Origin of the sequence: Caryophanon latum, from assembly GCF_001700325.1 — a bacterium.
In the GTDB taxonomy this organism is placed as follows: domain Bacteria; phylum Bacillota; class Bacilli; order Bacillales_A; family Planococcaceae; genus Caryophanon; species Caryophanon latum.
On record NZ_MATO01000013.1, the window covers coordinates 1 to 15,524 of the forward strand.

Below are 15,524 nucleotides of genomic sequence, written 5' to 3' on the forward strand. Positions count from 1 at the left end.
ATTATTTTCACCTGTCTGTCGCACCCGTCACAGGTTATAGTAAAAAAATGGATGTTTACTACCTCTGTTTAAGTGTCTTTATTTTTCTTCTCAGGTGGAAAAATAAGTAAATTTAAAATTCGGTTAACATTTATGCGACGCTAGTGATATAAATTGAACTTAAGAAGGTAACCGTTCTTTTGTTTCAGCGGATACTTTTCGCAGAGAGCAACATGATGTTGGTCACAAAGGCGTTGTCGCATGGACGCGACGCATTTAGCCTTTGTTCCACGATTTTTGGTGCAGGCTTGTCCCACCGAAGTCGCCGCCTCCACGTCAGAACGATGCTTTCTTTCCTCATGTTAGATACAAAAGTTCAATCTCTATAGCTTTGATCAACTAGTATGATTCAATGTTACGTCTTTCATTTTTTGAATGGCGTTATATGTATTCGAGAATCACTGAATTATATGAGATGTTTGAAGTGTGTAATGTCATTTTGAATTAGAAGAAAGCTAATTCAAGTAATTTTGCTAGTTAGTTTAAACATCGTTGGAAAGGGAGAAAGGTAGAAAAAGAGGTGATGAGATGATGGAGGTAACACGAACCGATATTGCATCAGCAGAGCTTATTTTCTACTATCCGATTACATATAGCATCGCGAAACGAGATGAGCTTATTGCGACGACGAAGGAGCACGGATTTTCGTTTTTTCAAGTGGAGGAGCGACCGAATAAAAATGATTATGCAGGGCATGATATTTCACATGAAGGGCTAAAGCAATTTTTTTATCCATTTATAGAGGATAAATTATTCCCAAAGCATTGGCGTGAAAGAGGGTTTTCGCGGTTTTCGAAAGTTTGGAATGAAGAAGCGAACATGCAAATACGTGGGCGAACGATTCCATTTTTGATTAGTAGTACTGATTTAGTCATTTGTCCTTTTGGCATTGCATTTATCGTAATGAAAACCGCAATTCGTACACAGATGGCAGCGAGCGATGTGCTTGATTTTGCGCATTTTTTTCGTGTGCTCGTGCCGCATGTGGAAAGTGAGCGTGGGGCGACGATTGTAAAAAATGGCGCGCATTATAATCACACGGACCGATTAATTCACGAAACGTATTTTCCTTTTTTGGCGCAGTTTTTTGTAGATTACGAAAAGCTTGGCGATGCGTACTCCCATATGCCATATTTTGAAGATGAGCGAATGTTTGTAAGCGGCTTTGTACGAACTGAAGAAGATGCGGTAATTGATGATATGTTATTGTTTCGCTTAGGGCAGCTAGACGGTACAGATGCGCAAAATGAGCCGTTTGTATCTGCGAGTAATGAAGCTTATATTAAAGAATATGTGAGCGAGCACGTGTTAACACGTTGGGCACCACAGACGTATCGTGTAACGTCGAATCGGGCGCATATGGAAGTGACGAATCAGTCAGAGCGTGATGCGTACGCGCGCGTATGTGAATTTTATAGCATCGATTATTATACGGTGCTGCTACATTATTTTTATAAAATGATGTTGCTCAAGTTGACGTTTGAGCATAGCGAAATTCGTTGGGGAAAGGAAAAGTTTGTCGTTGATGAATTAATTGAGCGCATTACGAAGTTTTCATCGCGCTATTATTTTGATGAAGTCATTGTGCGCTCGGAAGGTCAAGAAGTGTCGGCGTTGCTGCGGAAGCATTTTCGCATCACGGAACAATATAAAGAAATTAAGGCGACGTTAGAGGAGCTCTATAGGTTACAGGAAGATCAAGAGGATGAGCGACAAAGTACGTTTTTATTCATTTTAACGGTGTACACGGTCGTGTCGGGCATTTACGGTATGAATGTGGTCATTGATGACTGGAAAGGGTCGATTGATTGGGGCAAGCTTGCAGGATATACGGTGTTTGAATGGATTGCGTGGGTGCTCGGCATTACGGGTATTGTACTATCATTCACAATCGTTGGCCGTACAGCCTACCGAGGACTGCAAACGTTTGGACGTAAATATCGCCGCAAAAAATACGAATAAACGCTTGACCTTTACGTTACGTCAATGTGTATCATAAGTCCGTGGAGGTGAGTGCATGTTATCAATTACGGCGCTTGCGAGCATGTCAGGGGTTTCGACGCGTACATTGCGCCATTACGATGCCATTGGTTTATTGCAGCCAGCTGCGTACAGTGACGCAGGTTATCGTATGTACGAGGAGTCGCAAACGCTCGTGCTACAGCAAATTATGCTGTATAAGCAAATGGGGCTGTCGCTACCTGCTATTCAAGAGCTATTGTACAATCCGTCCTTCGATGTACAAGAAGCGTTAGCACAGCATTTAAAACAGCTGCAGCAGCAACAGCAAATACTCGCACAACAAATGGAGACGTTGCAGCGCACATTACGTTATGTAAAAGGAGAAATTACGATGACAACAAATGAACAGTTTGAAGGTTTTAAGCAACAAAAAGTCGCTGAAAACGAGGCGCTATATGGTGAAGAAATTCGCGGAAAATACGGGGAACAATCGGTCATGTCTGCATATGGTCAATTTAAACAAATGACACCGGAGCAATATGAAGGAGCGACGCAATTAGAAAATCAACTTTTTGCGCTGCTAGCGGATATGTTGGTGCACGAAGAGGAAGAGACGATGCTTGAAATCGCGGAGCTACATAAGCGTTGGTTAAGCATGTACTGGCCAAAATATACGAAGCAAGCCCATCGCGGTTTAAGCGAGATGTATATAGCCGATGAGCGCTTTACACAGTATTACGACAAGCGTGCAGGCGAAGGGGCAACACAACTCCTGTATAAAGCGATTCAACAGTATACAAACACATAGAAAAATAGCGATTACCTTTTGCGAGGTAGTCGTTTTTTTGCGATGTGTAAAACGAATGAAAAGCAGGATTTTATTCGTAATACAACGAAGGGGGAAATGACGAATGACAGAACAACAATTACAAGCATTGCAAGCGCGATTAGTAGGGGAAAAGGAATCGATCCTTGCAAGCAACGCACTTCATGAAGGAGAAGAAGAACTTGAAGAATTAGAAGGTGTTGATCATCACCCAGCCGATCAAGGAACGGAGCTTGCAGAGGAATATGTTGAGCAAGCGTTAGAGGAGCAGCGTGACGAAGAATTAAAGAAGATTGACGCGGCATTAGCAGCAAGCACGTATGGCATTTGCACCGTTTGTGGAGAAGTGATTACGTATGAGCGATTAGAAGCATTGCCCACGACGCGTACGTGTATTACACATGCAATTTAGAAAAAACTGAATATTTTCAGAATATGCGTTGACATCACGTCGCTTATTACTTATACTAAACTTACTGAAATAGTATGAATTAAAAGCTGACTAGAACAATTAGAGGCTCTCGAACAAATTGACGAGAGTCCTTCTATTCAAATTAAAACATACTTAATTAATAAGAATAGTTGGCGTCTATTGGAGAGCCATTAGAAGGAGGGGAAGCACTATGCTAACGTTTGAGACTTGGCAAGAACCAGCGCATGACTTTGAGGTGGATGACACGTATAAAGGTGCACTGAGTACGCTGGAATGGGCATACGACACTTATGGAGATGAGGTTGTGTATGCATGTAGCTTTGGGATCGAAGGCATTGTGCTAATTGATTTAATTGCGAAAGTAAAGCGTGACGCAAAAATTGTCTTTTTAGATACAAACAAGCATTTTGACGAAACGTATGAAGTCATTGAAAAAGTGAAAAAGCGTTATCCGCAACTGCGCATCGAGCTAAAGCAACCGAAACTTACACTTGAGGAGCAGGCGGAGAAGTACGGCGACAAGCTTTGGGAAACAGAGCCTAACCAATGCTGTAAAGTGCGCAAAATCGAGCCGCTTGATGAATCGTTAAGCGAGGCGATTGCGTGGATTTCGGGGCTGCGACGTGAGCAAGGTCCAACGCGTGCGAATACGAACTTCATCAATTTAGATACACGCTTTGAGTCAGTGAAAATTTGTCCGCTTATTCATTGGACGTGGAAAGATGTATGGCGCTACGTCAGTCGCAATGAATTGGATTATAACGTTTTGCATGATCGCGGCTATCCGTCAATCGGGTGCGCACCATGCACAAACCCAGCATTTACAGAGGAAGACTTACGCGCAGGTCGCTGGTCTGGTCAAGGCAAAACAGAGTGTGGCCTACACGGTTAAATTTGAGGAGGAAATAAAAAATGAGCTTACAACCACATGGTGGCGTTTTAGTACAACGCTTTAACGAAAACAAGGATTTTTCATCAATTACAAAAACAATCGAGATCGACAACATCTCATTAAGTGACTTAGAATTAATCGGAATCGGTGCATATAGCCCGTTAGAAGGTTTCTTAAATGAAGCAGACTATAAAGCAGTCGTAAAAGATATGCGCTTAGCAAACGGTACGGTGTGGAGCATTCCAATTACGTTACCAGTAGACGAAGCAACAGCAGCGACACTTGTTGCAGGTGAAGAAGTTGCGCTTGCATACGAAGGCGTTGTGTACGGTACGCTTGAAGTAGGCGACATTTACACACCAGATAAAGATGCAGAAGCGGTTAACGTATACGGCACAGACGATCAAGCACACCCAGGTGTAGCGAAAATGTTTGAGCGTCCAAATACATACGTAGGCGGAAAAATTACGTTAACGAAAAAAGCAGATAAGCCGTTCCCAGCGTACACGTTCGAACCAGCTGAAACGCGCGCTCGCTTTGCGGAAAAAGGGTGGAAAACAATCGTAGGCTTCCAAACACGTAACCCAGTTCACCGCGCACACGAATACATTCAAAAAGTAGCGCTTGAAATTGTAGACGGTCTGTTCTTAAATCCATTAGTAGGCGAAACGAAATCAGATGATATTTCAGCGGAGATTCGCATGGAAAGCTATGAAGTATTACTGGAGAAGTATTACCCACAAGACCGCGTACAACTTGGCGTATTTTTAGCGGCAATGCGTTATGCAGGTCCACGTGAGGCGATTTTCCACGCATTAGTACGTAAAAACTATGGCTGCACGCACTTCATCGTAGGGCGCGACCACGCAGGTGTAGGTGACTACTACGGCACGTACGAAGCACAAGAGTTATTCGAGCGCTTCACACAAGAGGAAATCGGCATCTTCCCGCTGAAATTCGAGCATAGCTTCTACTGCACGGAATGCGAAGGCATGGCGACGACAAAAACATGTGCACACGGTGCGGAATCACGCGTTATTTTATCAGGTACAAAAGTGCGCGAAATGTTACGTGCTGGTGAAATTCCACCGTCAACATTTAGCCGTAAAGAAGTAGTAGAAGTATTAATTCGTGGCTTACGCGAAGAAGCAACGGTGTAGGAGGAAATGATGAGCACAAACATTACATGGCATGACGCTTCAATTACAACAGCAGAGCGTCGCGAGCAAAACAAACAGCATAGCTTAGTATTATGGTTCACAGGTTTATCGGGTGCAGGGAAATCAACAGTGGCAAACGCATTTGCGCGCAAGTTGTTTGACCTTGGCAACCAAGTAACAGTTCTTGACGGTGACAATGTGCGTCACGGTTTAAATAAAGATTTAGGCTTTGATGAGGATAGCCGCAAAGAAAATATTCGTCGCGTCGGTGAAGTGTCAAAGTTATTTGTAGAAGCAGGTCAAATTGTCGTGACGGCATTTATTTCGCCGTACCAGGCAGACCGCGATACAGTGCGCGCATTATTAGCAGAAGATGAATTTTTTGAAGTGTTCGTTGATTGCTCATTAGAAGAATGCGAGCGCCGCGATCCAAAAGGTTTATACGAAAAAGCGCGCGCCGGTCAAATTCCGAACTTCACAGGCATTTCAGCGCCGTACGAAGCACCGGTAAAGCCAGAAGTGACGTTAAACACAGAAAAGTATTCTGTAGAGGAATGCGCGGAGCAATTAATCGCGATTTTACAAGAGAAGAAATACATTTAATTGCATCTGTTGATTAGTGTATGTATTTATATAAAATGTGAGATATGAATGGCTGTGAGCGCTGCGGCGAGCCCCAGAAACGCGAGTCGCAAAGCGCAATAGATCGTGTGTTTACTAAAGCTTGCCTCGATGTGAAACCAATCCGTTGTAAGTGATAGGATACTTACTGCACGTCGTATATTTCATAAATAGCCAAAAGCATCATTCGAAGCAGCATTGTTTCGAATGATGCTTTTTTCGTTGTATAAGCGACATAAAAGCGGTATCATTTTAATCACGTTTAGAAACATCAACACAGTGTTTCCTACAGAAGTTGTGTTAAAATAGAATGCGAACGATTGGACGAACATGATGTGTTTTGCATCATTTTATTGGAGGTTATTTTTTATGCAAGCTAAGTGGTTACAAGCCACTACAGAAAATGCAGAGACGACACCCGTTTTATATATGGAAACGATCAAAGTCCCGCATCTTTCTGCATTATCGTTTTTTGCGGCAGGGAAAGAGCAGTTCGCACAACAACGATTTTATTGGCAAAATCGAGAGAAAACATTTACGCTTGTTGGTCTTGGTCATGCATATACAATGACATTTGAAGGCGAGCAAGGACGCTTCGATCATGTGGAAAAACAATGGCAGCAACTAACAGCTACGATGCATAAAGAAGGAATCACGCACGTGCAGCCGATGCTGTTTGGTGGTTTTACGTTTGACCCGTCAAATACAATACAAAGTGAGTGGGCGTCATTTCCAGATGCTTTTTTTGCGCTCGCAACGTATCAAATTATTGAACAGAATGATTGTTGTTTTTTATCAATGCATGTTGTGTCAAGTGCACCGCTAGACGATGCTGTATGGCAAACGATGCGACATGAGCGAGATGCACTCGTTGAAGCAGCAAGACGTGGGGAACTATATACGAAACCTGTTGCAATGAGTTATTTTGAGCCGCATAAAATTGATTATTTAGCATCGATTGATCGTGTCACAGCACTCATTCAACAAAAGCAAGCGCAAAAGGTTGTTATTGCACGACCGCTTGCGCTAACGTTTGCAAACCATATTAAAGCAGAACAGGCGTTATCTCAAATTGTTGAGGAGCAGCCGAGCAGCTATTTATTCGGTTTGGAGCATGAGGAGCTATTTTTCTTCGGTGCGTCACCGGAGCGTTTAGTGAAGGTCGATGCGCATAAAGCGTATTCATCATGCGTGGCAGGCTCAATTAGACGAGGTGAGACGGTAGAGCAGGACGAACAGCTCGGCGCATCACTGCTTGCCGATACGAAAAATTTAGAGGAGCATCAATACGTTGTCGACATGATTGCACAAACATTTGAGCAAAGTTGTTACAACGTCACGTTCCCGAACAAACCACAGCTATTAAAAATTCGTGACATTCAGCATTTATTTACACCAGTAGAAGGTGATTTAAAGGACGATGCGACAATTTTAAGCTTAGTGAAATATTTACATCCAACGCCTGCGCTCGGTGGGGTTCCGCGTGAGGCAGCGATGGCTATTATTCGTGAAAACGAGCCGATGAACCGTGGCTTATATGCAGCACCGATTGGCTGGATGGACGCAGAAGGAAACGGCGAATTTGCAGTGGCGATTCGTTCTGCTGCGATTGTCGGACAAGATGCGTACTTATATGCAGGGGGCGGCATTGTCGGGGATTCAACGGCGCAATCAGAGTATGAGGAAACGTTAGTGAAATTTAGACCGATGCTACGTGCATTAGGAGGGAATATACATGAGTGAGCGTGAATTATTAACGTCGTATGTGTATCGTTTAACGAGCGCGCTTTATGCTGGGGGAGTACGTCACGTTGTCGTCAGCCCTGGCTCGCGTTCAACACCGCTTGCATATGCGTTCGCATCGACGAAGGAGCTAACGCTGCATCGCCAAGTAGACGAGCGTGCAGCGGCGTTTTATGCGCTCGGTTTAGCGAAAGCAACGAATGAGCCAGTCGTATTACTATGCACATCTGGTACAGCAGCGGCGAACTATTTCCCGGCAATTATTGAGGCGAAATATGCGCGTGTACCATTAATTATTTTGACGGCGGATCGTCCGCATGAGCTACGTGAAGTCGGCGCACCGCAAGCGATTAACCAAGTGCAACTGTACGGCGAGCACGTGAAATGGTCCGTTGATTTTCCGATTCCAGATAATGCGCCACAAACATTGCCGTTTATTACACGTCATACGGCACGTGCAGTTATGATTGCGACGACAGCGCCATTTGGTCCAGTGCACATAAATGTACCGTTTCGTGAGCCGTTAACAATTGATTTTCGCGAGCAGCTTGATGATGTAGACGTTTTGCTTCATCGAGGGGAGCTTGTGCCGTCAGTAGACACACAACACGTATTAGCGACGATTTTAAACGACACAAAGCGCGGCATACTCATTGTCGGTGAGCTGCCGCTTCAAACGGATTTATCGCATGTGTGGGCGTTTATTCGCGCGCTGAAGTGGCCGGTGCTAGTCGAGAGCTTATCGAACTTGCGCGGCAACATTCCGCTTGATTGTCGTGATTATGTCATTGCGACGTATGATGCGACGCTAAAAAGTGAAGCGTTTACAAGCGTCGTTGCACCACAGACGGTAATGCGGATTGGGGCACAGCCTGTTTCAAAATTCGTGCAGCAGTTTATTACACATGCAAATCCTATGCATTACATCGTTGTTGATGAGGATCCAATGTTCCGTGATGCAACGGCGATGGCTTCAATGATTGTGCACGCACAGCTTGGCGCATGGCTAACGGAATTGCAGCTTGAACCGAATATTGAAGAGGCGTACGTGCATGAATGGCGCGACGTTAATGAACTAGCGATGGAATACATTGAAAACTATATGAGCGGTGCAGAGGATGAAGGGGCTGCGATGTGTCATTTACTTGCAGGCATTCCAGAAGCAACGGACGTATTTGTGAGCAGCAGTATGCCGATTCGTGATATTGATACGTTTTTCTTACCGACGACATGTGATGTGCGCATTTTTGCAAATCGCGGCGCAAACGGCATTGATGGCGTCGTGTCAACAGCGCTCGGCTTTAGTCAAGGAAACAAGCGTAATACGGTACTCGTTATTGGTGATCTTGCGTTTTTACACGATACGAGCGGGTTACTCGCAACACGCTATCAGCAATGCGACATTGATATCGTTGTTATGAACAATGACGGCGGGGGCATTTTCTCATATTTACCACAGGCGAGCGTGCCGCAGCATTACGAGCAGTTATTTGGTACACCGACTGGGCTGACAATGGAGCAAGTAGCGAACATGTATGCATTTGAATACGTGCCGATCCACGACGTTTCACAGCTATATGATGTCATGCAACAAAAGCGTCAGCGCATTCGTCTAATAGAAGTGTTTACAAATCGCGAGGATAATACTTTTGCACACCGAGCGCTTTGGCAGCAAATTATACAGGGGGTCAAAATATGGCAAAGTTAAAGAGTAATGGTTACGATGTTGCAGTCCGTCAATGGCATGAACATAAATCACGTACCGTCGTTTGTTTACACGGTTTTACAAGCTCTAGTGCAACGTGGGAACATGTAGCACAGCAACTGCCTGACTACCGCATTATTGGAATTGATTTAATTGGACATGGTGAAACGTCTGCCCCAGTGGACGCATTTAACTACAGTATGGAAGCACAAGTATCGCTATTGCATGACGTACTGAAGCAATTAGACGTACAGCAATTTACGCTGCTCGGTTATTCAATGGGTGGGCGCATCGCACTTAGCTATGCGCTCGCTTATCCGGAGCAAGTCGAGGTGTTGTTACTTGAAAGCGCATCACCAGGCTTAGCGCATGAGCACGAGCGCGCAGCACGTAAAAAAGCAGACGATGCATTAGCCGCACGCATTGAGCAGTACGGCGTCGAAGCGTTCGTTAACGAATGGGAGCGCGTGCCGTTATTCCATTCGCAGGCGTCATTGCCGTTAAACGTACAGCAAGCAATTCGCAATGAGCGTTTAAGCCAGCGTGAAATCGGCTTAGCAAATAGTTTACGCGGCATAGGAACGGGCGTGCAGCCTTCAAACTGGCATCGCTTAGACGAGCTCACAATGCCGGTCATTTTATTGACAGGTGAGCTTGACGAAAAGTTTTGTTTACTAGCTGAAAAGATGCAAGCATTTTTAGCAGAAAGTGCGCATATCGTCGTGCCAAACGTCGGTCATGCAATTCATGTGGAAAATCTCACACAATTTGCTACAATAGTAAAGGAAGCGCTTCAGCTGACAGAAACAAAAAACTTGATTATTTAGGAGGAACAATTCATGACTCGTGAATGGACTACACTTCATACATATGAAGATATTAAGTACGAGTACTACAACGGCATCGCGAAAATTACGATCAACCGTCCAGAAGTACGCAACGCATTCCGCCCGAAAACGACAGCGGAATTAATTGACGCATTTACACGTGCACGCGACAACGAAAAAGTTGGCGTAATTATTTTAACAGGTGAAGGTGAGCACGCATTCTGTTCTGGCGGCGACCAAAAAGTACGCGGTCACGGCGGTTATGTAGGCGACGACCAAATTCCTCGTTTAAACGTATTAGATTTACAAACGTTAATTCGTAAAATTCCAAAGCCAGTTGTCGCAATGGTTGCAGGTTACGCAATCGGTGGCGGTCACGTATTACACGTAGTATGTGACTTAACAATCGCAGCGGAAAACGCGAAGTTCGGTCAAACTGGACCAAAAGTTGGCTCATTCGACGCAGGTTACGGCTCAGGCTACTTAGCTCGCATCGTCGGTCATAAAAAAGCGCGTGAAATTTGGTACTTATGCCGTCAATACGGTGCACAAGAAGCACTTGATATGGGCTTAGTAAACACAGTTGTTCCTTACGCTCAGTTAGAAGATGAAACAGTAAAATGGTGTGAAGAAATGCTTCAAATGTCACCAACTGCTCTACGCTTCTTAAAAGCTGCAATGAACGCAGATACAGACGGCTTAGCTGGTATTCAGCAATTAGCTGGTGACGCAACACTTCTTTACTACACAACTGATGAAGCAAAAGAAGGTCGCGACGCATTCAAAGAGAAACGCCAACCTGACTTCGGTCAATTCCCACGTTTCCCTTGATTTATACGACGTAGCAATGAAAGCTGTCCGAGAAGCGATTTTCGGGCGGCTTTTTTTATGTTTTAGGTGGGGAATTACAAGCATGTTGATTAACGATTCAATTGGCAGACGTATTTTGCGGCTCGCGTTGCTCCTGTAGTTACTCGTCGCAAAAAGAATTTTCGCTTTTCCCGCTGGAGTCCGCCTCTCGTTCAAAGCAACATGCCGAATACCACATACTATTTAACGTATTTGATCACGTATGTTGATTAGCCCCTTTTCTACAGCGGCATCGCTGTTTTCAGCCCAAAATTGAAATGGCGAGCGTTATTTAGTTGGCTGTGAGCGCCGCGGCGAGACTTCTTGGGGAAAAGCTCGTGACTCAAGACCCCGCAATCGTGAGGTACGAACGATGAGGAGGCTTGAGCCGAGCCCCAAAAAAGCGAAGCCGCGTGAAGCAAACAGCTGCATCATTGGCTAATCAACACGTTTGATATTTAGTATATATAGTAAAAAACCTTTTACAAGGAGGAAGCACAATGGAACAAATACCAAACTGGCTCATGCAGCGCGCACACTTAACACCACAGCGCGAGGCGTTACGCTTTGAAGGAAACAGCTGGACGTTTCAGCAGCTATACGACGAGGCGCTACAGCTCGCGCGCAAACTAACGCATTGCGGCGTGCAACAACAGACGCGCGTTGCTATTCTTGGCTACTCGACAGCACAGCTTGTTCAAATCATTTACGCAAGCATGCATTTGCAGCTTGAAATGGTCATGTTAAACAACCGACTAAGTGCCGAGGAATTGCAATACCAGCTAGACGATAGTGAGGCGACAGTTGTTCTCGTCGATGAGCGATTTGCATCAAGCGTTGTGCATAGCTCAGTGCTGACGTTTTCTGACGTGGAGCAAGCAGACGAAGCGGACGTTCACATTTCACCGCTGTGGCATCACGATGCGACGATGACGATTATGTATACGTCTGGTACGACAGGTTATCCAAAAGGGGTACGTCAAACGGTGCGCAACCACGAAGCATCGGCGTTAGCATCGGCGCTCAACTTAGGGCTGCGTCACGACGATGCGTGGCTTTGTGCGACGCCAATTTTTCATATTAGCGGTTTTTCAACGTTAACGAAATCACTCATATATGGCATGACTGTTGATTTATATGAAAAGTTTGATGCAACAGCCGCAGCAAAAAGCATTGCGAGTGGTCGCGTCACGATGATTTCAGTCGTCGCGTTAACGCTCGGACGTCTGCTTAACGTAATGGAAGAGGAGCGACTCGTTGCACACTCACGTTTCGTCGCATGTTTAGCAGGTGGTGGGCCGATTCCACATGCATATTTACAGCGCGCACAATCACTGCACATGCCCGTATTGCAAACGTATGGCATGACTGAAACTTCTTCTCAAACGACGACGCTACAAGCGGACGAAGCGTTCGTTAAGCTCGGTTCAGCAGGGAAGCCATTATTTTTTAATGCCATTCGTATTGACGGAGCGACGAAGCCAGGAGAAGAAGGTGAAATTTGCATTCAAGGGCCGCATGTGACACCGGGCTATATTGGACGCTTTGCTGAGCGACAAACGACGACGGACGGTTGGTTATATTCCGGTGACATCGGCTATATTGATGAGGACGGCTATTTGTTCGTCGTCGATCGCCGCGCCGATTTAATTATTTCGGGTGGTGAAAATATTTACCCGGCGCAAATTGAATCGGTGCTACATAGCCACCCAGCTGTACTAGAAGCGGGTGTATGCGGCTTAGCAGACGTTTTGTGGGGGCAAGTGCCAATTGCGTTCGTTGTCGTAAAAGAGGACGTTACAGTCGAGGAGCTACACGAATATTGCAAACAAAAGCTCGCCAAATATAAAGTGCCAACTGCGATTTACATCGTGGACGCATTGCCGCGCAACGGTGCGAATAAGCTGCTGCGCCGTGAACTACCAGACTTACTATCATAAAAAAGGATGCGCTAATTGCTAGCACATCCAGTATGAGGCTGTTTGAATCCACGTTCAAGCAGCCTTTTCATATTGTACGTACCCCGTTTTTGCGAGAAGCTTGAATGATTGGGGTAATCGCTGTCGTTTCACCACGAAGCTGCGCTAATAGCTCGTACGCACCGATCATACTGTAGACGGTGCCATTCCCGCCGTAGCCTGCTAAATAAAATTCATTGTCGTAGCGAGGATGGCGCCCGATGACCGGTAAATGGTCGGTCGATTCCCCAAACGATGCACAATACATATAGTCCGCTGTTAATGTGTAATGAGGAAATAGCTGCTGTGCTTGCTGTAACAGTTGTGCGGCGTGCTGCGTTATTTTTTGCATATCGGAAGTCGGTTTTGCGATGCGCTCGTCTAAGCCGCCGATGACGAGCCGATTGTCGAGCGTACTGCGTATATACAAATACGGACGAGCCGTTTCCCAAATGAGTGCGCGCTCATGCCATAGTGTATCGACAGCATTTGTAACGACAGCATACGAGCGACGAATATCAGCTACAGCGATCGTACCAGTTGGAGGATCGTAATAGCCGGTCGTATAAATAATATGGCGCGCTGCAAACGTTTCGTTCGTCGTCTCAATGTGGAGGATGTCACCGTGATGCACAGTCGTTACACGCGTATGTGGAAATACGTGTCCACCGTGCACTAACACATGATCAAGCAAGCGGCGTGAAAACTGATACGGATTAACTTCTGCATCATTGAATGTGACGAGCGCACCATCTTTTTGAAAGCCCATCGTCGCATGCAGCTTTCGTTCATCCCAATATGCGCATGGAAAGCCGAACTCGTGCAGCATTTTATACTCACGCTGTAGCTTCATGACATCGCTGGAGTTGCTAGCAAAGCATACACTCGGTCGACGCACAAATTGCGTATCGCCATGTAACGAACTAGCAATTTCAGCAAGCTCATCAATCGCTTGTACGCATCGTTTATAAAAAATAATCGCCTGTTCGAGCCCAATTTGCTGTGCGAGCTCATGCAGCATAATGTCGTTGCTATATTGCAACAAGCCTGTATTCGCAGCGGTGCTATTATGAACAGGCTCATGTTGCTCAATTAATGCGACCGTATAGCCGTGCTGCTGCAACACATGTGCACATAAAATGCCGCTCATGCCTGCACCGACGAGCACAACATCGTAAACGGGCTCAACTTGTGCGGGGGCAGTATACTGTGCGCGCGGCATTGTCGTAGGCCAAAATAAAGAGCCTTCATGTAAATACATAAAAAAACACTCCTTTTGAACAGTTGTATAAAAGCTGTTCCCAAAAGGAGTGTGTCGTAATCATTTATTGTAAAGCGGTTTTCAACGTCTTAATGTTTTCGCGCATAATTGATAAATAGTCCGCATCGTTTGCTACGTCTTCTTTCGTTAACACACTTAAGTTATGAAGTGTTAACGACTGTGCCCCGATTTCATTTTTAATCACTTCAGCTAAGTTTGACGATACGTTTTGCTCAAATAAGATGTATTTCACGTTTTGTTCTTTTGCCGCGTCGACAATTGTAGCGAGCTCTTTTTGAGATGGCTCTGATTGCGAGTTTAAGCCGGCAATTGGCACTTGCGTAAAGCCGTATGCACCTGCAATGTAACCGAATGCTGCGTGTGATACGAAGAATGTTTTGTTTGGTACTTCTTCGCTTAACGCTTTAAATTCCGCATCTAACTGCTGTAAGTCGGCGATGAGCGCGTCGTAGTTTGCTGTAAACGTCGCTTCTTGCTCAGGCATAACTTCCACTAGTTTGTCTTTTACTGTTGCTGCGAGTGTTTGTGCAATCGTTGGTGAAAGCCATACGTGCGGGTCATGCTCGTCCTCATGCACCTCTTCACCTTCGTGGCCATGGTCGTGCGCATCTTCCTCATGTTCGTGCTCGTCATGCGAATGTCCTTCGCTCACATGCAGCTGCTCCTCTGTAATATTCGTCGACGTCGGTACAAGTGCTACATTTTCGTTCGCAAGCGTCTTTTCCGCATTTTCAACGAATCCTTCAAGCCCTAAACCGATATAGAAAAATAAATCTGCATCTGCAAGCTTCATCATATCTTGTTGCGTCGGCTCAAATGAATGCTCGTTTGCTCCTGTTGGGTAAATGGATTGTACGTTCACGTAGTCGCCACCGATGCGTTCAGTAAAGTAGCTTAACGGATAAACCGTCGTATACACTGTTAATGCTTCCTCAACAGCTTCTTCCTCTTTTTCCGTTTGCTCTGCTGTATCATCGTTCGTCGTTTGTTGCTCTTTGTCGCCACATGCGGCAAGTAGCATCGCCGCTAATGCCGTCGTTGCTAAAAATCTTTTTTTCATGTATGTCACCTCATATAATTTAAATCAAGCGTGTTGATACGCCATTCGACTGGCATTTCGCGTATGGCGGCTCGCTTTCCTGGGGCGTCTCAAGTCTCACGCTTTTCCCGAAGGAGTCTTGCCGCACGCTCCTTGCCACTATCATTTCCGTTTTGCTGCTGAAAACA

General features: G+C 45.3%; 13 protein-coding genes. 11 read left to right on the forward strand and 2 right to left on the reverse strand.

The genetic code is table 11. The annotated features are described in order from the left end of the window. Positions 1-567: 567 nt before the first annotated feature. The 11 genes from A6K76_RS03325 (at position 568) to A6K76_RS03375 (ending at position 12,997) form a co-directional block, all read left to right on the forward strand. On the forward strand, positions 568-2,001 hold the full coding sequence (locus tag A6K76_RS03325; protein ID WP_083995258.1) for a magnesium transporter CorA family protein: 1,434 nt from the start codon (positions 568-570) through the stop codon (positions 1,999-2,001). Positions 2,002-2,056: 55 nt separating this feature from the next. Further along, positions 2,057-2,809: a MerR family transcriptional regulator gene (locus A6K76_RS03330; protein WP_066462092.1), complete on the forward strand. Its 753-nt coding sequence runs from the start codon at positions 2,057-2,059 to the stop codon at positions 2,807-2,809. A 103-nt stretch (positions 2,810-2,912) separates the two neighbouring features. After that, positions 2,913-3,239, forward strand: coding sequence for a TraR/DksA family transcriptional regulator (locus A6K76_RS03335; protein ID WP_066462094.1), 327 nt, complete (start codon positions 2,913-2,915; stop codon positions 3,237-3,239). A 211-nt stretch (positions 3,240-3,450) separates the two neighbouring features. Then, positions 3,451-4,152 (forward strand): phosphoadenylyl-sulfate reductase, encoded by a 702-nt coding sequence (locus A6K76_RS03340; protein WP_066462096.1) that lies wholly within the window; start codon positions 3,451-3,453, stop codon positions 4,150-4,152. Between the two features lie 20 nt (positions 4,153-4,172). Continuing rightward, entirely contained in the window at positions 4,173-5,312 is a 1,140-nt protein-coding gene (gene sat, locus A6K76_RS03345; RefSeq protein WP_066462098.1) for a sulfate adenylyltransferase, read from the forward strand. A gap of 9 nt (positions 5,313-5,321) precedes the next feature. Continuing rightward, positions 5,322-5,915 (forward strand): adenylyl-sulfate kinase, encoded by a 594-nt coding sequence (gene cysC, locus A6K76_RS03350; RefSeq protein WP_066462100.1) that lies wholly within the window; start codon positions 5,322-5,324, stop codon positions 5,913-5,915. Positions 5,916-6,302: 387 nt separating this feature from the next. After that, positions 6,303-7,676 (forward strand): isochorismate synthase, encoded by a 1,374-nt coding sequence (locus A6K76_RS03355; protein ID WP_066462102.1) that lies wholly within the window; start codon positions 6,303-6,305, stop codon positions 7,674-7,676. Further along, the gene (menD, locus tag A6K76_RS03360) at positions 7,669-9,384 is read left to right on the forward strand and encodes a 2-succinyl-5-enolpyruvyl-6-hydroxy-3-cyclohexene-1-carboxylic-acid synthase (RefSeq protein ID WP_066462105.1); all 1,716 of its coding nucleotides are present in this window, start codon (positions 7,669-7,671) and stop codon (positions 9,382-9,384) included. Before A6K76_RS03355 ends, menD begins: the two co-directional genes overlap by 8 nt. Continuing rightward, a complete protein-coding gene (gene menH, locus A6K76_RS03365; RefSeq protein WP_066462107.1) occupies positions 9,372-10,208 on the forward strand; it encodes a 2-succinyl-6-hydroxy-2,4-cyclohexadiene-1-carboxylate synthase in 837 nt (278 codons plus the stop codon). The genes menD and menH overlap by 13 nt, the downstream gene beginning before the upstream one ends. 12 nt (positions 10,209-10,220) lie before the next feature. Next, positions 10,221-11,039, forward strand: a complete 819-nt coding sequence (gene menB / locus A6K76_RS03370; RefSeq protein WP_066462109.1) for a 1,4-dihydroxy-2-naphthoyl-CoA synthase — start codon at positions 10,221-10,223, stop codon at positions 11,037-11,039. A gap of 518 nt (positions 11,040-11,557) precedes the next feature. After that, positions 11,558-12,997: an o-succinylbenzoate--CoA ligase gene (locus tag A6K76_RS03375; RefSeq protein WP_066462111.1), complete on the forward strand. Its 1,440-nt coding sequence runs from the start codon at positions 11,558-11,560 to the stop codon at positions 12,995-12,997. Between the two features lie 67 nt (positions 12,998-13,064). On the opposite strand, the gene A6K76_RS03380 is transcribed toward A6K76_RS03375, so the two are convergent. Beyond that, a complete protein-coding gene (locus A6K76_RS03380) occupies positions 13,065-14,276 on the reverse strand; it encodes an NAD(P)/FAD-dependent oxidoreductase (RefSeq protein ID WP_066462113.1) in 1,212 nt (403 codons plus the stop codon). 64 nt (positions 14,277-14,340) lie between these two features. Continuing rightward, positions 14,341-15,357 (reverse strand): metal ABC transporter solute-binding protein, Zn/Mn family, encoded by a 1,017-nt coding sequence (locus A6K76_RS03385; RefSeq protein WP_066462117.1) that lies wholly within the window; start codon positions 15,355-15,357, stop codon positions 14,341-14,343. Between the last annotated feature and the right edge of the window lie 167 nt (positions 15,358-15,524).

Bases quoted from the DNA above. Each gene is read 5' to 3' on its own strand.
- menD (WP_066462105.1), top strand. From the start codon at position 7,669: ATGAGTGAGCGTGAATTATTAACGTCGTATGTGTATCGTTTAACGAGC.
- A6K76_RS03385 (WP_066462117.1), bottom strand. From the start codon at position 15,357: ATGAAAAAAAGATTTTTAGCAACGACGGCATTAGCGGCGATGCTACTT.
- A6K76_RS03380 (WP_066462113.1), bottom strand. From the start codon at position 14,276: ATGTATTTACATGAAGGCTCTTTATTTTGGCCTACGACAATGCCGCGC.
- sat (WP_066462098.1), top strand. From the start codon at position 4,173: ATGAGCTTACAACCACATGGTGGCGTTTTAGTACAACGCTTTAACGAA.
- A6K76_RS03325 (WP_083995258.1), top strand. From the start codon at position 568: ATGATGGAGGTAACACGAACCGATATTGCATCAGCAGAGCTTATTTTC.
- A6K76_RS03355 (WP_066462102.1), top strand. From the start codon at position 6,303: ATGCAAGCTAAGTGGTTACAAGCCACTACAGAAAATGCAGAGACGACA.
- menH (WP_066462107.1), top strand. From the start codon at position 9,372: ATGGCAAAGTTAAAGAGTAATGGTTACGATGTTGCAGTCCGTCAATGG.
- menB (WP_066462109.1), top strand. From the start codon at position 10,221: ATGACTCGTGAATGGACTACACTTCATACATATGAAGATATTAAGTAC.
- A6K76_RS03330 (WP_066462092.1), top strand. From the start codon at position 2,057: ATGTTATCAATTACGGCGCTTGCGAGCATGTCAGGGGTTTCGACGCGT.
- cysC (WP_066462100.1), top strand. From the start codon at position 5,322: ATGAGCACAAACATTACATGGCATGACGCTTCAATTACAACAGCAGAG.
- A6K76_RS03340 (WP_066462096.1), top strand. From the start codon at position 3,451: ATGCTAACGTTTGAGACTTGGCAAGAACCAGCGCATGACTTTGAGGTG.
- A6K76_RS03335 (WP_066462094.1), top strand. From the start codon at position 2,913: ATGACAGAACAACAATTACAAGCATTGCAAGCGCGATTAGTAGGGGAA.
- A6K76_RS03375 (WP_066462111.1), top strand. From the start codon at position 11,558: ATGGAACAAATACCAAACTGGCTCATGCAGCGCGCACACTTAACACCA.